The sequence below is a fragment of the Vibrio sp. YMD68 genome (assembly GCF_029958905.1).
In the GTDB taxonomy this organism is placed as follows: Bacteria; Pseudomonadota; Gammaproteobacteria; order Enterobacterales; family Vibrionaceae; genus Vibrio.
Genome location: NZ_CP124614.1, coordinates 458,741 through 474,690, shown reverse-complemented (window position 1 = coordinate 474,690; position 15,950 = coordinate 458,741). Strand labels below are relative to the sequence as shown.

At 44.3% G+C, this 15,950-nt stretch carries 14 protein-coding genes; 4 read left to right on the top strand and 10 right to left on the bottom strand.

The genetic code is table 11. From position 1 onward, the window contains the following. Positions 1–124 precede the first annotated feature (124 nt). From rpsI to zapE, 3 genes are all read right to left on the bottom strand, one after another. Positions 125–517, bottom strand: a complete 393-nt coding sequence (gene rpsI, locus QF117_RS08240) for a 30S ribosomal protein S9 (RefSeq protein ID WP_017035533.1) — start codon at positions 515–517, stop codon at positions 125–127. Between the two features lie 13 nt (positions 518–530). After that, the gene (gene rplM, locus QF117_RS08235; RefSeq protein ID WP_017035534.1) at positions 531–959 is read right to left on the bottom strand and encodes a 50S ribosomal protein L13; all 429 of its coding nucleotides are present in this window, start codon (positions 957–959) and stop codon (positions 531–533) included. Positions 960–1,201: 242 nt separating this feature from the next. Beyond that, entirely contained in the window at positions 1,202–2,305 is a 1,104-nt protein-coding gene (gene zapE, locus QF117_RS08230) for a cell division protein ZapE (protein ID WP_282389444.1), read from the bottom strand. Between the two features lie 144 nt (positions 2,306–2,449). Between zapE and zapG the strand changes: the two genes are divergently transcribed. From zapG to degS, 3 genes are all read left to right on the top strand, one after another. Next, positions 2,450–2,896 carry a Z-ring associated protein ZapG gene (zapG, locus tag QF117_RS08225; protein ID WP_282388528.1) on the top strand — a complete coding sequence of 149 codons (447 nt, stop codon included), beginning with the start codon at positions 2,450–2,452 and terminating at the stop codon, positions 2,894–2,896. Between the two features lie 124 nt (positions 2,897–3,020). Further along, the gene (locus QF117_RS08220) at positions 3,021–4,388 is read left to right on the top strand and encodes a DegQ family serine endoprotease (protein WP_282388527.1); all 1,368 of its coding nucleotides are present in this window, start codon (positions 3,021–3,023) and stop codon (positions 4,386–4,388) included. A 151-nt stretch (positions 4,389–4,539) separates the two neighbouring features. Further along, positions 4,540–5,604: an outer membrane-stress sensor serine endopeptidase DegS gene (gene degS / locus QF117_RS08215; RefSeq protein WP_282388526.1), complete on the top strand. Its 1,065-nt coding sequence runs from the start codon at positions 4,540–4,542 to the stop codon at positions 5,602–5,604. Positions 5,605–5,829: 225 nt separating this feature from the next. Here the strand turns inward: degS and parC are convergent, their stop codons facing one another. From parC to nudF, 6 genes are all read right to left on the bottom strand, one after another. Next, positions 5,830–8,094: a DNA topoisomerase IV subunit A gene (parC, locus tag QF117_RS08210; protein WP_282388525.1), complete on the bottom strand. Its 2,265-nt coding sequence runs from the start codon at positions 8,092–8,094 to the stop codon at positions 5,830–5,832. Positions 8,095–8,097: 3 nt separating this feature from the next. Continuing rightward, positions 8,098–9,978 carry a DNA topoisomerase IV subunit B gene (gene parE, locus QF117_RS08205; protein ID WP_282388524.1) on the bottom strand — a complete coding sequence of 627 codons (1,881 nt, stop codon included), beginning with the start codon at positions 9,976–9,978 and terminating at the stop codon, positions 8,098–8,100. Positions 9,979–10,316: 338 nt separating this feature from the next. Then, on the bottom strand, positions 10,317–10,910 hold the full coding sequence (gene yqiA, locus QF117_RS08200; protein WP_282388523.1) for an esterase YqiA: 594 nt from the start codon (positions 10,908–10,910) through the stop codon (positions 10,317–10,319). Beyond that, the gene (cpdA, locus tag QF117_RS08195; protein WP_282388522.1) at positions 10,910–11,731 is read right to left on the bottom strand and encodes a 3',5'-cyclic-AMP phosphodiesterase; all 822 of its coding nucleotides are present in this window, start codon (positions 11,729–11,731) and stop codon (positions 10,910–10,912) included. Before cpdA ends, yqiA begins: the two co-directional genes overlap by 1 nt. A gap of 25 nt (positions 11,732–11,756) precedes the next feature. After that, positions 11,757–12,191 carry a DUF1249 family protein gene (locus QF117_RS08190; protein ID WP_282388521.1) on the bottom strand — a complete coding sequence of 145 codons (435 nt, stop codon included), beginning with the start codon at positions 12,189–12,191 and terminating at the stop codon, positions 11,757–11,759. Beyond that, complete coding sequence (gene nudF / locus QF117_RS08185) at positions 12,188–12,820, bottom strand: ADP-ribose diphosphatase (protein WP_282388520.1); 633 nt, start codon at positions 12,818–12,820, stop codon at positions 12,188–12,190. The genes QF117_RS08190 and nudF overlap by 4 nt, the downstream gene beginning before the upstream one ends. Positions 12,821–13,055: 235 nt before the next feature. Between nudF and tolC the strand changes: the two genes are divergently transcribed. Next, positions 13,056–14,366, top strand: a complete 1,311-nt coding sequence (gene tolC, locus QF117_RS08180) for an outer membrane channel protein TolC (RefSeq protein WP_282388519.1) — start codon at positions 13,056–13,058, stop codon at positions 14,364–14,366. A gap of 105 nt (positions 14,367–14,471) precedes the next feature. Here tolC and hldE read toward each other — a convergent pair whose 3' ends face one another. Further along, positions 14,472–15,902, bottom strand: a complete 1,431-nt coding sequence (hldE, locus tag QF117_RS08175; protein WP_282388518.1) for a bifunctional D-glycero-beta-D-manno-heptose-7-phosphate kinase/D-glycero-beta-D-manno-heptose 1-phosphate adenylyltransferase HldE — start codon at positions 15,900–15,902, stop codon at positions 14,472–14,474. Positions 15,903–15,950: the final 48 nt, after the last annotated feature.

The window sequence follows — 15,950 nt, the reverse complement described above, 5'->3', positions numbered from 1 at the left end:
CTTAGGAGATAATAATAAAGGGGATTTATAGATGTAAAAAAACAAAAAGCCCGGCATATAGCCAGGCTTTGAACCACAATTCCAGTCGTAAAACTGGAGCGTGAACTTTTCTGTAAAAGAAAAATTAACGCTTAGAGAATTGAGGTTTACGACGTGCTTTACGTAGACCAACTTTCTTACGTTCAACGCAACGAGCGTCACGAGTAACGTAACCAGCTGCACGTAGCGCAGGACGTAGAGACTCATCGTATTCCATTAGTGCGCGAGTGATACCGTGACGGATAGCACCTGCTTGACCAGAAATACCACCACCTTTAACAGTGATGTATAGGTCTAGTTTCTCAGTTAGTTCAACGAGCTCAAGAGGTTGCTTAACAACCATACGAGAAGTTGGACGACCGAAGTAAACATCAAGGCTACGCTTGTTGATTACGATCTCACCAGAACCTGGTTTGATGAAAACACGAGCTGCTGAGCTTTTGCGACGACCAGTGCCGTAGTATTGATTCTCTGCCATTTTCATAATCCCCTTAGATGTCTAGTACTGTTGGTTGTTGAGCAACATGGTTGTGCTCAGCACCAGCATAAACTTTTAGCTTACGGTACATCGCGCGGCCTAGAGGACCACGTGGTAACATACCTTTAACTGCTAGTTCAAGAACCATTTCTGGTTTCTTAGCAATTAGCTTTTCAAAAGTGATAGTTTTAAGACCACCTGGGAACTCTGAGTGACGGTAGTAAACCTTACCCTTAGCTTTGTTACCAGTTACAGCCACTTTCTCAGCGTTAACAACGATGATGTAATCACCCGTGTCTACGTGAGGAGTATATTCTGCTTTATGCTTGCCGCGTAGGCGAGAAGCGATTTCACTTGCTAGACGGCCAAGAGTTTTGCCTTCAGCGTCTACAACATACCAGTCGCGTTTTACAGTTTCTGGTTTAGCAACGAAAGTTTTCATGCTAATAATTACCTATTAAAAAAAATTACACTTAAGGAACAATAAGTTCCCACTGTCTAAGAGCACCATACATCACCCCTTCGAGTGTTGGAAACTCTCGGCATAGCCATAAAAATTTCTACAACTAGAGGCCAGCAGTAACGGTAGGTCGCAGGATTATAGAGAAGAGCGAAGAAAAAATCACCTCTTTTTGAACAAAATCACAATTTTTTTTAACCTACTGCCATAGACCGAATTTCAGATTAACTGAGATGCTCTTTGGCCAGATAATCATGACTTTGCATTTCAATTAGTCTTGACTGACAACGCTTGAATTCAAACGCCAGAAATTGCCCTTCATACAAGTTTTCTAAAGCAACTTCTGCTGAAATGATGAGTTTTACATTTCGCTCATAAAATTCATCGACTAATGCAATAAACCGCCGAGCAGCATCATCCAAATTTGCGCCCATCTGTTCAACATCCGCTAAAAGCACAGAGTGATAGATTTTAGACAGTTCAATATAATCATTTTGGCTACGAGCACTTTTACATAATTGGCCAAATGTCGCATGCAGTACACCATCACTTGCTTCTATCACATCCATCGCTCGGTTATTGATCTCTATCGACGTTTGAATAGGCTTATCTTCCCCTACCAATTGCTTGTAATAGCAATAGAGGTTTTCGTTAGCTGTTTTATCAAGTGGGTAATGATATATCTCGGCTTGCTTTAGTGTTCTTAATCGGTAGTCGACACCGCTATCAACATTCATAATGACACAATGCTTTTCTATCAGATGAATCGCAGGCATGAAACGTGCTCGTTGCAGTCCGTTCTTATACAGATCATGCGGCGGTATGTTCGACGTCGCGACTAGGATCACTCCTCGCTTAAACAAGGCTTGAAATAAAGTACCTAGAATCATGGCGTCGGTAATGTCTGAAACAAAGAACTCATCGAAACAGATAATATCGGTTTCTTGTTTAAATTTATCGGCCACAAGGTCTAACGGATCACTCACTTCCCCTAGCCCTTTAAGCTCGTCATGCACACGATACATGAAGCGGTGAAAGTGGACTCTCATTTTCCTTTCGCTGGGTAGTGAATCAAAAAATGAATCCATCAGGTAGGTCTTACCTCGACCCACGCCCCCCCAGAAATACAAGCCATCAGGAACAACAGGAGAGTCTATTTTTTTTCCCATCAGTTTTTGCCAACGGGTCAGTGAAACCTTAGGTGCATTGAGATATTCAATAATTTGGTGATGCAATTTATCCAATGCGTCAACCGCTAGAAACTGGGCTTCATCTCTTTGAAAACCATGCTCTTTTATATCTTTCTCATACTTTTGTCTTGGTGTCATAACAAGAACACTTCCTTCAAACACAGCCATTAAAATTATCGTATTTTTCTTTATTGGACCTTCCGCTCATAGTAACATGCCCCCTAGACATGTGTAACCAACTGGTAACAGACATGTTAATTCCTCAGTTAATAAGGAGCTATTATGCCTTGGATTTACGCTATTGTAGGTTTAGTCATTGGTATTGTAATAGGGGTGCTTTTCGGGCGCTTCACAACACCTGAATATAAAAAACAAAAAACAGTACAAAAAGACCTAGACGCAACAAAGTTCGCTCTCGAACAACAAAAGCAAGAACTTACCGACTATTTTGCTCAAAGTGCCGAAATGCTGGACACATTAGGCAAAGATTATACAAAGCTTTACCAACATATGGCGAAAACATCGGCGGAGCTTTTGCCAAATCAGCCAGAGCAGGATAACCCATTTGTTAAACAGATAACGCTTCAAACCGAAGATAATACGACGTCAGGTGAAACAGAAACAGACCAACCACCTAAAGATTATGCCAAGGGCGCCACTGGTCTATTTACCGATGCAGAAAAGGAGATCATTCACTCTAAAGAAGTGCTGACAGCGAAAGCCTCTTAACTTTGAGTCCCTATTCAATGGGAACTAAATTGATGTTTTTTAGTCATATCTCTGACTGGTACCTACTTTTCAAGTTTTCTTCAACATAGTGAAAAGTAGGTCTTAATCTAATTGGAGTCATCAGATGAAAAAGCCTTTGCTTACCTTAACCGCCTTATCCCTCAGCTTAAGTTCAATCATCATTCCCTTACCGGCAACAGCCGCCTTACCGCTATCCATTAACGAGCAACCACTTCCCAGCCTTGCTCCTATGCTAGAAGCTGTGACCCCTGCAGTCGTGAGCATTGCTGTAGAAGGGACTCAAGTTTCACGCCAGCAGTTACCTGAACAGTTTCGATTCTTTTTTGGCCCAGACTTCCCTACCGACCAAATACAAGAACGCCCATTTCGAGGTTTAGGTTCCGGTGTGGTGATCGATGCGAAACAAGGGCACATAGTGACTAATTACCATGTCATTAATGGAGCAGAAACCATTCGCGTCAAACTTAAAGATGGCCGAGAATACGATGCTGAACTTGTCGGTGGCGACCAAATGTCAGACATTGCTTTGCTTAAACTTGAAGAAGCAAAGAATCTGACTCAAATTCAACTTGCTGACTCAGACAAACTGCGAGTTGGCGATTTCGCGGTGGCGATCGGCAACCCGTTTGGTCTAGGACAAACCGTTACGTCCGGTATTGTGTCGGCGCTAGGTCGAAGTGGCCTGAACCTGGAAAACTTCGAAAATTTCATTCAGACCGATGCTGCGATCAATAGCGGTAACTCGGGTGGTGCACTGGTTAATCTCAACGGTGAGTTAATTGGAATTAATACCGCTATTTTGGGTCCCAATGGCGGCAATGTAGGTATCGGCTTTGCCATTCCGGCCAACATGATGAAAAACCTCACTGAGCAAATCCTTGATTTTGGTGAAGTCAAACGCGGCATGCTGGGTGTTCAAGGTGGAGAAGTCACTTCAGAACTTGCAGAAGCATTAGGCTACGAATCAAGCAAAGGAGCTTTTGTTAATCAAGTCATACCCGATAGTGCGGCAGACGATGCAGGACTCAAAGCGGGTGACATTATCACCACGATTAATGGTAAGAAAATCGATACCTTTAGTGAGTTACGTGCAAAAGTCGCGACATTGGGTGCAGGTAAGCAGTTAACATTAGGTGTTGTTCGTGATGGTAAAACGCTCTCGTTTGAGGTCACTCTAGGAGAGCAAACCACCAGTAAAACACCCGCAGAAAAGCTCCACCCGGGGCTAACTGGTGCTGAATTTACGAACACAACAGACAACGACACCATTCAAGGCATCAAGGTAACAAGTATTGAAGAGAGTTCCTCTGCGGAAGCTTACCAACTTCAGGTCGATGACATTATTATTGGTGTTAATAGAAAGCGAGTTAAAAACATTGCAGAGTTTCGTGCAGTTATTGATGAAAAACCGGGTATTCTCGCACTCAATATCCAACGAGGGGATCGAACCATCTATCTTGTGATTCGATAAACTCAGCGATTAAACCGTGAGATGACCTTAATAAAAGGCGATACCATTTGAGTATCGCCTTTTTGTTATTTAGCATTCTGATGCTATGCTTCGACAGCAAGCATTAAAAATACCCATTATCACAAAGACTTCCATCCACTTTGAGGACAGTATGCTGAATTTCATGTTACGTTCGGTTGTGTTAGGTTTGGCAACGGCACTCATTTTATTACTGGCAATACCTTCTTTACGTACTAATTTTCTGCCACAAGTGCTTCCCTCGACAACGGATAATTTTTCAACACTTCAGCTTTCGTTCAATGATGCGGTGAGAAAAGCGGCACCAGCCGTCGTCAATATTTACAGTAGAAAGTACACCGAAGACAATCGCACTAAGCTTTCGACTCAAGGGCTAGGATCAGGTGTCATTGTCAGTGAAAAAGGCTATATCATAACGAACTATCACGTTATTGCTCAGGCCGATCAAATTATAGTGGCTCTTCAAGATGGACGAGTCGCTGCCGCTCAACTGGTCGGTAAAGATCGCCGCACAGATATTGCCATTTTACAAATAGAAGGAACTAACCTTCCAATCATCCCTCAAAACACAAATTATGCAGCTAAAGTAGGTGATGTGGTTCTTGCTATAGGCAACCCATACAACCTTGGGCAAACCACCACATTTGGTATCATCTCAGCCACGGGCCGCTCATCAATTAGTGCAGATGGTCGCCAAGCTTTTATCCAAACCGATGCCGCAATCAATCAGGGCAATTCTGGAGGGGCTCTTGTTAACAGCCAAGGTGAACTCGTTGGAATCAATACCGCCTCCTTCCAGCAAGCAACTGATCTTGAAACCTATGGGATCTCTTTTGCAATACCTTACCCATTAGCCCATAAGATTATGGATAAAATCATTGCTGATGGGCGTGTCATCCGTGGTTACATTGGTATCGATGGGCAAGACATCAACTCGGTAACATCGCGGTTACTGGGGAGTGAGCACCTAGGAGGTATTGTTGTACTTGGATTGGATCCTGATGGACCAGGGGCAATAGCTGGCTTCGAAGCCCAAGATATTATATTGAAAATCGATGGTCATAAAATCAACGGCAGACAAAGCGTTATGGATATCGTGACAGATTTACGACCAGGTACAACCATTGACATTATGCTACTACGCAAAGGTGAAGAGATAACGTTACCCGTGACCGTGGCTGAAGATAATCGCGAGTAATCTAAGTTCATAAGCGAAGTTCATAAGCGAAGTTAATAAGCGAAGTTCATAAGCGAAGTTAAGCCAGATAAGGCGTTCTAACGACATCTAACCTTATCAGTAAAATTTTCGTTAGAAGACATCGTTATAGTGGGTAGAAAAACATAATGGATAGAAATTCTAATAGATAGAAAAAGCCCCTATATTAATACAGGGGCTTTTTTGTTCTTACAGAATACCGATTGATTAAGCTTCTGGCTCAGTATCGGCTTCCAGCTCTATTCGTGTCACTCTCTGCAGGCCTCTTGGCAATAGACTGCCTCTACGACCACGCTCTCCTCTAAAGTTATCGAGGTCAGCCGACTTAAGACCCAGCTTTCTCTTTCCTGCATAAATGGTTAAAGAAGCGCCCTGAGGTAATGCCATAAGGTGCGAAACAAACTCTTCACGCTCTTTGGCTTTTGCAGCAGGAATATTAATGATCTTATTCCCTTTCCCTTTACCCAGTTGAGGAAGATCTTTGATCGGGAAAAGCAGCATACGGCCTTGGTTCGTTATCGAAAGAATCTCATCAGAGTCTAGGTTTCCAACGGTATGCGGTGGCAACACTTCCGAGTTTTGAGGAAGATTGACCAAGGCTTTACCACTCTTGTTTTTTGACAATAAATCACTGCCTTTACAAACAAAGCCATAACCGGCATCGGATCCCACTAACCACAGCTGATCATCCTCACCCATAATCACTTGGCGCATCGAGCTACCCACACTGATATTCAAGCGCCCAGTAATCGGTTCCCCTTGACTGCGAGCCGAAGGTAGAGAGTGCGACTCTAGTGAATAGCTTCTACCGTCACTCGCAAAGAACACCGCTTGCTGATTACTCTTTCCTCGGGCGTGAGCTAAGTAATTATCACCTGATTTATAGTTGAGTGTTTCAGCGTCCACCTCATGCCCTTTCGCATGACGAATCCAACCTTTTTCTGAAAGCACAACCGTAATCGGCTCACTTGGAACAAGGTCTCGCTCAGTAAGCGCTTTAGCTTCCGCACGCTCAATCAGTGGAGAGCGACGATCATCGCCAAACTTATCCGCATCAGCCTGAATTTCTTTTTTAATCAATGTACTAAGACGACGCTCAGAACCCAGTAGCTTTTCTAATTTGTCGCGCTCTTTAGCAAGCTCATCTTGCTCACCACGGATCTTAAACTCTTCTAATTTAGCTAAATTACGCAGTTTAATATCTAAAATAGCATCCGCTTGCGTTTCTGTAATGTTGAAGCGGCTCATGAGTACAGGGCGAGGTTCATCCTCTGTACGAATGATTTCAATCACTTCATCAATATTAAGATATGCGACCAACAAACCTTCTAAGATGTGCAATCGAGCAAGGACTTTGTCTAAGCGATATTGCAAACGTCTGCGCACCGTTGTGCGACGGAATTCGATCCACTCATTCAAGATCTGAACCAATCCTTTGACTTGAGGACGCTCATCCAGGCCAATCATATTGAGGTTAACACGGAAGTTTTTCTCAAGATCCGTAGAGGCAAATAGGTGGTTCATTAACTGATCGCAGTCGATCCGGTTAGAGCGAGGAACGATCACAATGCGAGTCGGGTTTTCATGATCCGATTCATCACGGAGATCATCGACCATAGGGAGCTTTTTCGCACGCATTTGCGCCGCAATCTGCTCTAGAAGCTTCGCTCCTGAAACTTGGTGAGGTAACGCACTGATGACAATATCATTGCCTTCTTTGTGCCATACCGCACGCATTTTAATGCTACCTCGACCGGTACGATAAATTTTTTCTATATCGCTTCGCGGTGAAATAATTTCAGCTTCTGTCGGGTAGTCAGGGCCTTGAATAAAGCCCATCACATCATTGAGTTCGGCTTTTGGGCTATCCAGTAAGTGGATCGCAGCACTCGCCACTTCACGCACATTGTGAGGCGGAATATCGGTCGCCATACCCACCGCAATACCGGTAATACCATTAAGTAAAATATGCGGCAGACGAGCAGGCAGCATTTGTGGCTCTTTCATCGTGCCATCAAAGTTTGGTTGCCACTCCACCGTGCCTTGCCCTAATTCACCCAGCAATACCTCAGCAAACTTAGACAGTTTGGCTTCGGTATAACGCATGGCTGCGAACGATTTAGGATCATCGGGCGCACCCCAGTTACCTTGGCCATCAACCAGTGGATAGCGGTACGAGAATGGCTGAGCCATTAATACCATAGCTTCATAACACGCTGAGTCGCCATGAGGGTGGTACTTACCAAGTACATCACCAACCGTACGCGCCGATTTTTTATATTTTGATGACGCCGATAAGCCAAGCTCTGACATCGCGTAAATAATACGTCGCTGAACCGGCTTCAAACCGTCACCAATATAAGGCAAGGCACGGTCCATAATGACGTACATTGAATAGTTCAGGTAAGCGTCTTCGGTGAACTTGCGCATTGGCAATTGTTCTACGCCATCATAAGTAATTTCTGTGGACATTGATTAAACCTCTGCCATATCGCCGTTAGCTTGTAACCATGAGCGGCGATCGTCAGCGCGCTTCTTACCTAGCAACATATCCATCATTTCCATGGTCGCTTCATTATCATCAATAGTGAGCTGAACCAAACGTCGAGTGTTTGGATCCATGGTTGTTTCACGCAGCTGAAGTGGGTTCATTTCACCCAGTCCTTTGAATCGCTGTACGTTAATTTTGGCTTTTTTCTTACTTAAACGTTCCAGCACCCCTTCTTTTTCATCTTCATCCAAGGCGTAAAACACTTCTTTTCCGCAATCAATCCGGAAGAGTGGCGGCATCGCGACATAAATGTGCCCCGCTTCAACCAAGGCTCGGAAGTGACGAGTAAAGAGCGCACATAAAAGCGTGGCGATATGCAAACCATCCGAGTCCGCATCGGCAAGAATACACACTTTTCCGTAACGTAGGCTTTGAAGATCGTCGCTGTCTGGGTCGATACCCAAAGCGACTGAGATGTCGTGTACTTCTTGCGAAGCCAACACCTGATCGGCTGAAACTTCCCATGTGTTCAGGATCTTACCGCGCAGTGGCATGACCGCTTGGAATTCACGATCTCGCGCTTGTTTAGCTGAGCCTCCCGCAGAGTCTCCTTCCACGAAGAAGATTTCCGTACGACTTAAATCCTGCGCTGAACAATCGGTCAGTTTTCCTGGTAAGGCAGGACCTGAAGCGACTTTTTTACGCACGACTTTCTTGCTGGCACGCATACGGCGATGCGCGTTTGCAATACAAACTTCAGCAAGCTGCTCTGCTAGTTGCGGCTTTTCATTGAGCCACAGACTAAAGGCGTCTTTTACAACCCCAGAGACAAACGCCGCGGTTTGACGAGAAGACAGACGCTCTTTGGTTTGACCTGCAAATTGCGGATCTTGGATTTTAACGGACAAAACATACGAGCAACGTTCAAAAACATCGTCACCGGTTAACTTCACGCCACGAGGCAGTAAATTCCGGAACTCACAGAACTCACGCATTGCGTCCAGCAAGCCCTGACGCAGACCATTAACGTGCGTACCGCCTTGCGCAGTCGGAATCAAGTTGACGTAGCTTTCGGTGATCATATCACCGCCTTCTGGTTGCCAAATAATGGCCCAGTTAGCCGCTTCCGTTTCCGCTGAGAACTCACCAGTAAAAGGGACTTCAGGAATAACGGTGTATCCCTTCACGCCTTCAGCCAGGTAGTCTTTTAAGCCATCTTCATAGAACCACTTGTGCTCATTACCATTGACTTTGTCACTGAAGGTGATCTCTAGGCCAGGGCAAAGAACGGCTTTTGCTCGCAGGTTATTGATAAGGCGAGTAACAGAGAAGTTGCCTGAGTCAAAATAGCTGGTATCTGGCCAAAAATGGACACTGGTGCCTTTGTTACGACGACCACAAGTCCCCGTGACGGTCAGCTCTTCCACTTTATTGCCGTGCTCAAACGCCATTTCATAGACTTGACCGTCACGGCGTACAGTAACTTGAACGCGTTTTGATAGAGCGTTAACAACCGAAATACCCACACCGTGTAAACCACCAGAGAACTGATAGTTTTTGTTGGAGAATTTACCACCGGCGTGGAGCTTACAGAAGATAAGTTCAACCCCCGAGATTTTTTCTTCTGGGTGAATATCGACAGGCATGCCTCGACCATCATCAATGACTTCCAAAGATTGATCAGCATGAAGAATTACTTGTACCTTTGAGGCATGTCCGGCTAGCGCTTCATCGACACTGTTGTCGATAACTTCTTGACCCAAATGGTTGGGTCTCGCTGTATCCGTATACATCCCTGGTCGGCGACGTACTGGCTCTAAGCCATTGAGAACTTCAATGGCTCCAGCATTATATTGTTCAGTCATAATACGGAATATACTTAGTAGATAATTAAGTTATTACATTGCTATTGGTGTAAAGAGACCTTTAACACGGCTCGCGAGTTCAAATGCCATCAGAAGCACATATGAGCGTTTTGCGTAAAAAGTGACAAAATCGCTGAAACAATCAGCGTTCACAACAACAAAAGTATAGGTAGAACATAGTCTGGAAGTGGCCCTCTTATGTCAAGAGAGATAGGTAAGTAACAGGTAAAATTATGACTCCTCCCTCAGTGGAAGAAAGAAAACGTAAATTAATGGCTTTCTAAATCACAACTCATCTCTTCTGCTCAAAAAAGAGGCGAAAAAGATTGTTGAGCATTCTATAAAGCGAGAAATTCAATAATTTGAGCTGGGTATCGTTCAAAATCAACAAAGCTATGATCACCACCTTGCTCAACCGTTTGTTTCGAGAAAGCAAACCGATCAACAGCCTGACGATAATCGAGAACTTCATCCCCAGTTTGTTGCAGCAGCCAAAAATCCTTAGGATTCGCGATAGAAGCCACATCTAACGTTTTTAGCTGCTGTATATGAATCGGCTCCAAAACATACTGCACATGAGTATAAGGGTTAGTCTGCTCACCTAAGTAATCCACCAGCAGTTCGTAAGGCTTAACCGCGGGGTTAATTAATACTGCTTTAAAACCAAATTTGTCATTCAACCAAGTGGATAAATAGCCTCCAAGAGAACTCCCCACTAGCCCAATGTCATAATCGGCCTGGTACTTTTCAATTAAAGTTAATAAGCAATTGGCGGCTTCATCGGGAAAGCAAGGAAGCTGCGGAGTAACAAGCGTAATATCCGGCCGGTTAGCCGCGCAATATTCCTTCATCACCCTGGCTTTATGCGACTGAGGTGAACTGTTGAAACCGTGGATATACAGTAACAATGGTCTTTTAGATGAAGGCATCATTAATAACCGCCAGCAGTGAAATCGGGAAAGAATCGATCATTAGGCAAACGCTTCACTTGGGTCACTAATTGCCCATCATCGTACAGGTCAAGCTCCCTCCACCCGGGGGCTCGCTTATCTAGAGCAAATTCATCGGAGTTAGGTTTAAACTGAATGCACGTTGATGGTGTCGCCATAACGCGTACGCCGTTGAACTCTCGATCCATATCCTGATGAACATGACCACACAAAATGGCTTTAACATTACTGTGCTTATCAAGTACCTGCCAGAGCAATTCACTGTCTTTCAACGTATGTTGATCTAGCCAAGCACTGCCCACTAGAATCGGATGATGATGCAACAATACTAAAGTGTGTCGATTAGGGTTAGCACTCAGTTTTTCATCCAATAAATCCAGTTGTCGATCACTCAAGCGCCCATGAGGCATTCCAACGACTTGAGAATCAAGCATGATCACTTGCCAATGATCACCTACGTATAAGTGTTCTATGTGTTGAATTTGAGAAGAAGGAAATACAGCGCCCATATTCGGCTGATAATCATGATTACCAGGCAACCAATAACAAGGCTGTTTGAGTGGCGCAATCCCCTCGGCAAAACGCTGGTAAGACTCGACACTATGATCCTGAGAAATATCACCCGTCGCCAAAATAGAATCAAATTCAACACCAGAATCTTGAATCATAGAGACCACAGCCTGAAAACTGTCTAAGGTATTTACGCTCAGAAGGTCACCGTCCGCAGGCGCAAACAAATGGGTATCGGTAATTTGTAGCAGCTTAATCGGTGAAACTTCTGCTGGACTTGGGGACAATTTCAAAATCAAAACCTGAAAATTTACATGACTAATGATTAATATTAATGGGATCTTGGCTAATGCCTTGTTTCAAGCAAAATGTCAGCCAATCTCCTAAAAAACGATTGATTTGTGCTTTCTCATCTTTCTGCATCATTCTAGTGTTTGGATAATCATAACGTGGCTTTACTCGCCCAAAATGCTCACTAGAAAAGACTTCTGCTACTCGGGCATCGTGATATAGCCTGACAGACATTTTAGGTAATGGAAATATTGGAACGTCATCACTCTGACAAACATCCACTAAAGTTGTGTACTTTGTGACCTCACACACTTGCAATTGATACGTCATTGCTGCGGCTTTATAACAACGAATATCACCAACCTTTGCGTTAATTGGCAACAACGCATTGAGTTTCGCATAGTTAGTCTCATACACACGCATCAACTCTGCGAGATCCACATGATACGTTTTATTGATCATTTCGATCGCCACTTGGAGACAATATCTCGGTGATTAAGCTCCAGCCATTGAAGAGCAATAATAGATGCACCATTTTCAAACATTCCAGACTGTACGCCTTGATACGCTTTTTCTCGAGACATCACATGCACGCGAATATCTTCACCTTCATGTTCAAGGCCATGCGTACCAAACGCTTTTGATGCATCGACTTCGCCAACAAAAACGTCTAATTTTTCAGAGCAACCACCCGAGGATGGATAAAATGCGGTAATTTTTTCTAATTGCCCCACTGCAACACCCGCTTCTTCAAGCATCTCTCGGCGAGCAACATCTTCGGCCGTTTCACCCTCATCAATAATCCCCGCGACTATTTCTAATTGCCAAGGAGAACGATGCTCAAGCGCACCGACACGAATTTGCTCGACGATGACAACTTGATCGGTCGTGGGATCATAAGGTAACACAGCGACGGCGTGCCCACGCTCAAACATCTCTCGTTCGATGGGTTCACTCCACCCACCATCGAAAAGTCGATGACTAAACTGGTATTTAATCATTTTGAAAAAACCACTAAAAACCGTTTTTTTTGATAACAGCTTTACATCATTAGGAGTAAAGCGAGTCAATGACCTGTTTGAGTCTTGCATCTAAGCACCTCTATATTGTCGTCGTCATCATTTTACCCAGAGTTGTCTCTAAGCACCAAGGATAGTTATCAAATATTCGTATGATATTTATAAATTTATTTTAGCTAAGATTATCAATATTGAGCCACCTGTCAGCAATCTGTAAAAATATGCAAAAATTCGAGTAAATTACCATCACTTTAAGGTAGACTTTGCTTTAGATACCCTCTTTATATTCTAGGCAGGAATGAACACAATGAAAAAACTGCTACCTGTATTCATCAGTGCGGCACTTGGCGCCATGAGTACCTCTGCATTCGCTGATACCTTTGCTGACATTTACAATCACGCAAAAGAAAATGACCCTCAACTTTTAGGCGCCGCTGCACAACGTGATGCCGCTTTTGAAGCGGTGACATCTAGCCGCAGTAGTTTGCTTCCTCAAATCAACTTAACGGCTGGTTATAACATTAACCGTAGTAATCAAGATGGTAGAGAAAGTGACAAACTGAGCGCGGGTGTGAATTTTTCTCAATCACTTTACAATCGTTCAAGCTGGGTGACTCTAGATACCGCCGAAAAGACAGCCCGCCGTGCAGATTCTGCATACGCAGCCGAGCAGCAAGGTCTGATTCTTCGTGTTTCTAGCGCTTATTTCGAAGTACTGCGTGCTCAAGACAATCTTGAATTTGTTCGTGCTGAAAAAGCCGCCGTTGGTCGTCAATTAGAGCAGACTAAGCAGCGTTTTGAAGTGGGCCTATCAGCCATTACCGATGTGCATGATGCTCAAGCTCAATACGATGGCGTTCTTGCTGACGAAGTTCTAGCAGAAAATGAGCTCATTAATAGCTATGAAAACCTACGAGAGATCACAGGTAGAGAGCACTCAAATCTTAACGTTCTTGATACTGAGCGTTTTTCAGCAAGCAAAACCGAAACACCGGTGAAAGCGTTGGTTGAAGAAGCCGAGCAGAAGAACCTAAGCTTATTGACCGCGCGCATCTCACAAGACGTAGCAAGAGATAATATTTCTCTAGCCAGTTCTGGCCACTTGCCTTCAATTACTTTAGATGGTGGCTACAATTACGCTAACGACTCTAGCGATGATTACGCTCCGCCTTATAGCAGTAATAATGACTTCAACCTTGGTGTAAACCTTTCGGTACCCTTGTACACGGGTGGTAATGTTACCTCTCAAACTAAGCAAGCAGAATTTGCTTATGTCGCAGCAAGTCAAGATTTAGAAGCGACGTACCGTAGCGTTGTCAAAAATGTTCGCGCATTTAACAACAACATCAGTGCTTCAATCGGTGCCCTTCGAGCGTATGAGCAAACGGTAGTATCGGCAAGCTCAGCACTAGAAGCAACAGAAGCGGGTTTTGATGTGGGTACACGTACAATTGTAGATGTTCTCGACTCAACACGTCGTCTCTACGATGCGAACAGAAACTTATCAAACGCTCGTTACAACTACATCATCAGCGTTCTTCAACTGCGCCAAGCGGTTGGTACGCTAAGTGAACAAGATGTCATGGACGTCAATGCAGGGCTAAAACCTTCAACCTAGTTTTTTCTTAGTTCAAGGTTTCTTATAAGATCAAAAAAACCGCTGTTTATCAGCGGTTTTTTATTGGATGAAAAAGCTTAACCATCAAAAGTACAGCAGATTCGATTAGCCACGCCCACCTTTAATCGCATCAATGATCTCGGTGGTTGAGCAGCCATCTTCGAAATTCAGCACTTTGACCTCTCCACCCGCCGCAATGACTTCTGCACCACCAGCAATATCTTCCGGTTTATAATCACCACCCTTTACCAATAAACTTGGCAAGACTTCCGAGATTAACCGCTGAGGCGTATCTTCGCTGAATGGAACAACCCAATCAACCGCACCTAGTCCAGCTAGCACCGCCATACGGCGATCAGTTGGATTCACTGGTCGGCTAGGGCCTTTTAGGCGTTTAACAGATTCATCCGTATTGACCGCAACAATCAAACGATCACCTAATTCCGCAGCGTGGTTCATGTAAGAAACATGCCCCGCATGCAAGATATCGAAACAGCCGTTAGTCATGACCACTTTTTCACCTTTCGCTCTCGCACGTTTTACCGCTTCTATCAGCGCAGCCTCAGTGATCACCCCATAATCCGTATCTTGACTACCATGAATGGCTTCCGCCAACTCAATAATAGAAAGTGTCGATGTCCCTAATTTCCCAACGACGACACCAGCGGCAGCATTAGCCAACGCACAAGCTTCATCTAAAGGCTTACCTGCTGCAACTGAAGCCGCTAGGACAGAGATAACCGTATCGCCTGCGCCAGTAACGTCATACACTTCTTTGGCTAGCGTTGGCAAATGAAATGGGTCTTGACCTTTGCGCAGCAGCGTCATTCCATGCTCACTTCGAGTAACGAGTAACGCCTCAAAATCAAACTCTTCGATCAGCGCAAGGCCTTTTTCGACAAGCTCTTCTTCCGACTTCACACGACCGGCAACCAGCTCAAATTCAGCCATGTTAGGCGTCAGCAGTGTTGCACCACGGTAACGTTCAAAATCCGCCCCTTTCGGGTCAATAAAAACTGGAACATTGGCAGCGCGCGCTTTTTGAATAAAGGCCTGAACGTGTTCCAACGCACCTTTAGCGTAATCTGACAGGATCACAGAGCGTACATTGGGTAACGCTTGCTCCATGCGTTTCAACACTAAGTCGGGATCTGTGTTTTCAAATTTATCTTCGAAATCTAGGCGAATTAATTGCTGACCACGGCTCATTACCCGTAATTTAGTAATGGTTGGGTACTCTTCAAGCTCCACAAAATCACATTTTACTTTCAGTGAGCGTAAAGTGTTTTTTAATACTTGAGCGGGTTCATCTTTACCGGTTAAGCCAATAATGTGAGCATGACCGCCCAATGAAGCAATATTCATTGCTACGTTAGCCGCGCCACCAGGACGCTCTTCATTGTTCTCGACTTTCACCACAGGAACAGGCGCTTCTGGTGAAATGCGCCCGGTTGGACCATACCAGTAACGATCAAGCATCACATCGCCGATGATAAGAACGCCTGAATCGTTGTAATCAGGTAGGATTGGTTTCATTGTGGATCTCCAAAATTCGTAACTGAGCCGAGTTTAACACAAGGTTTT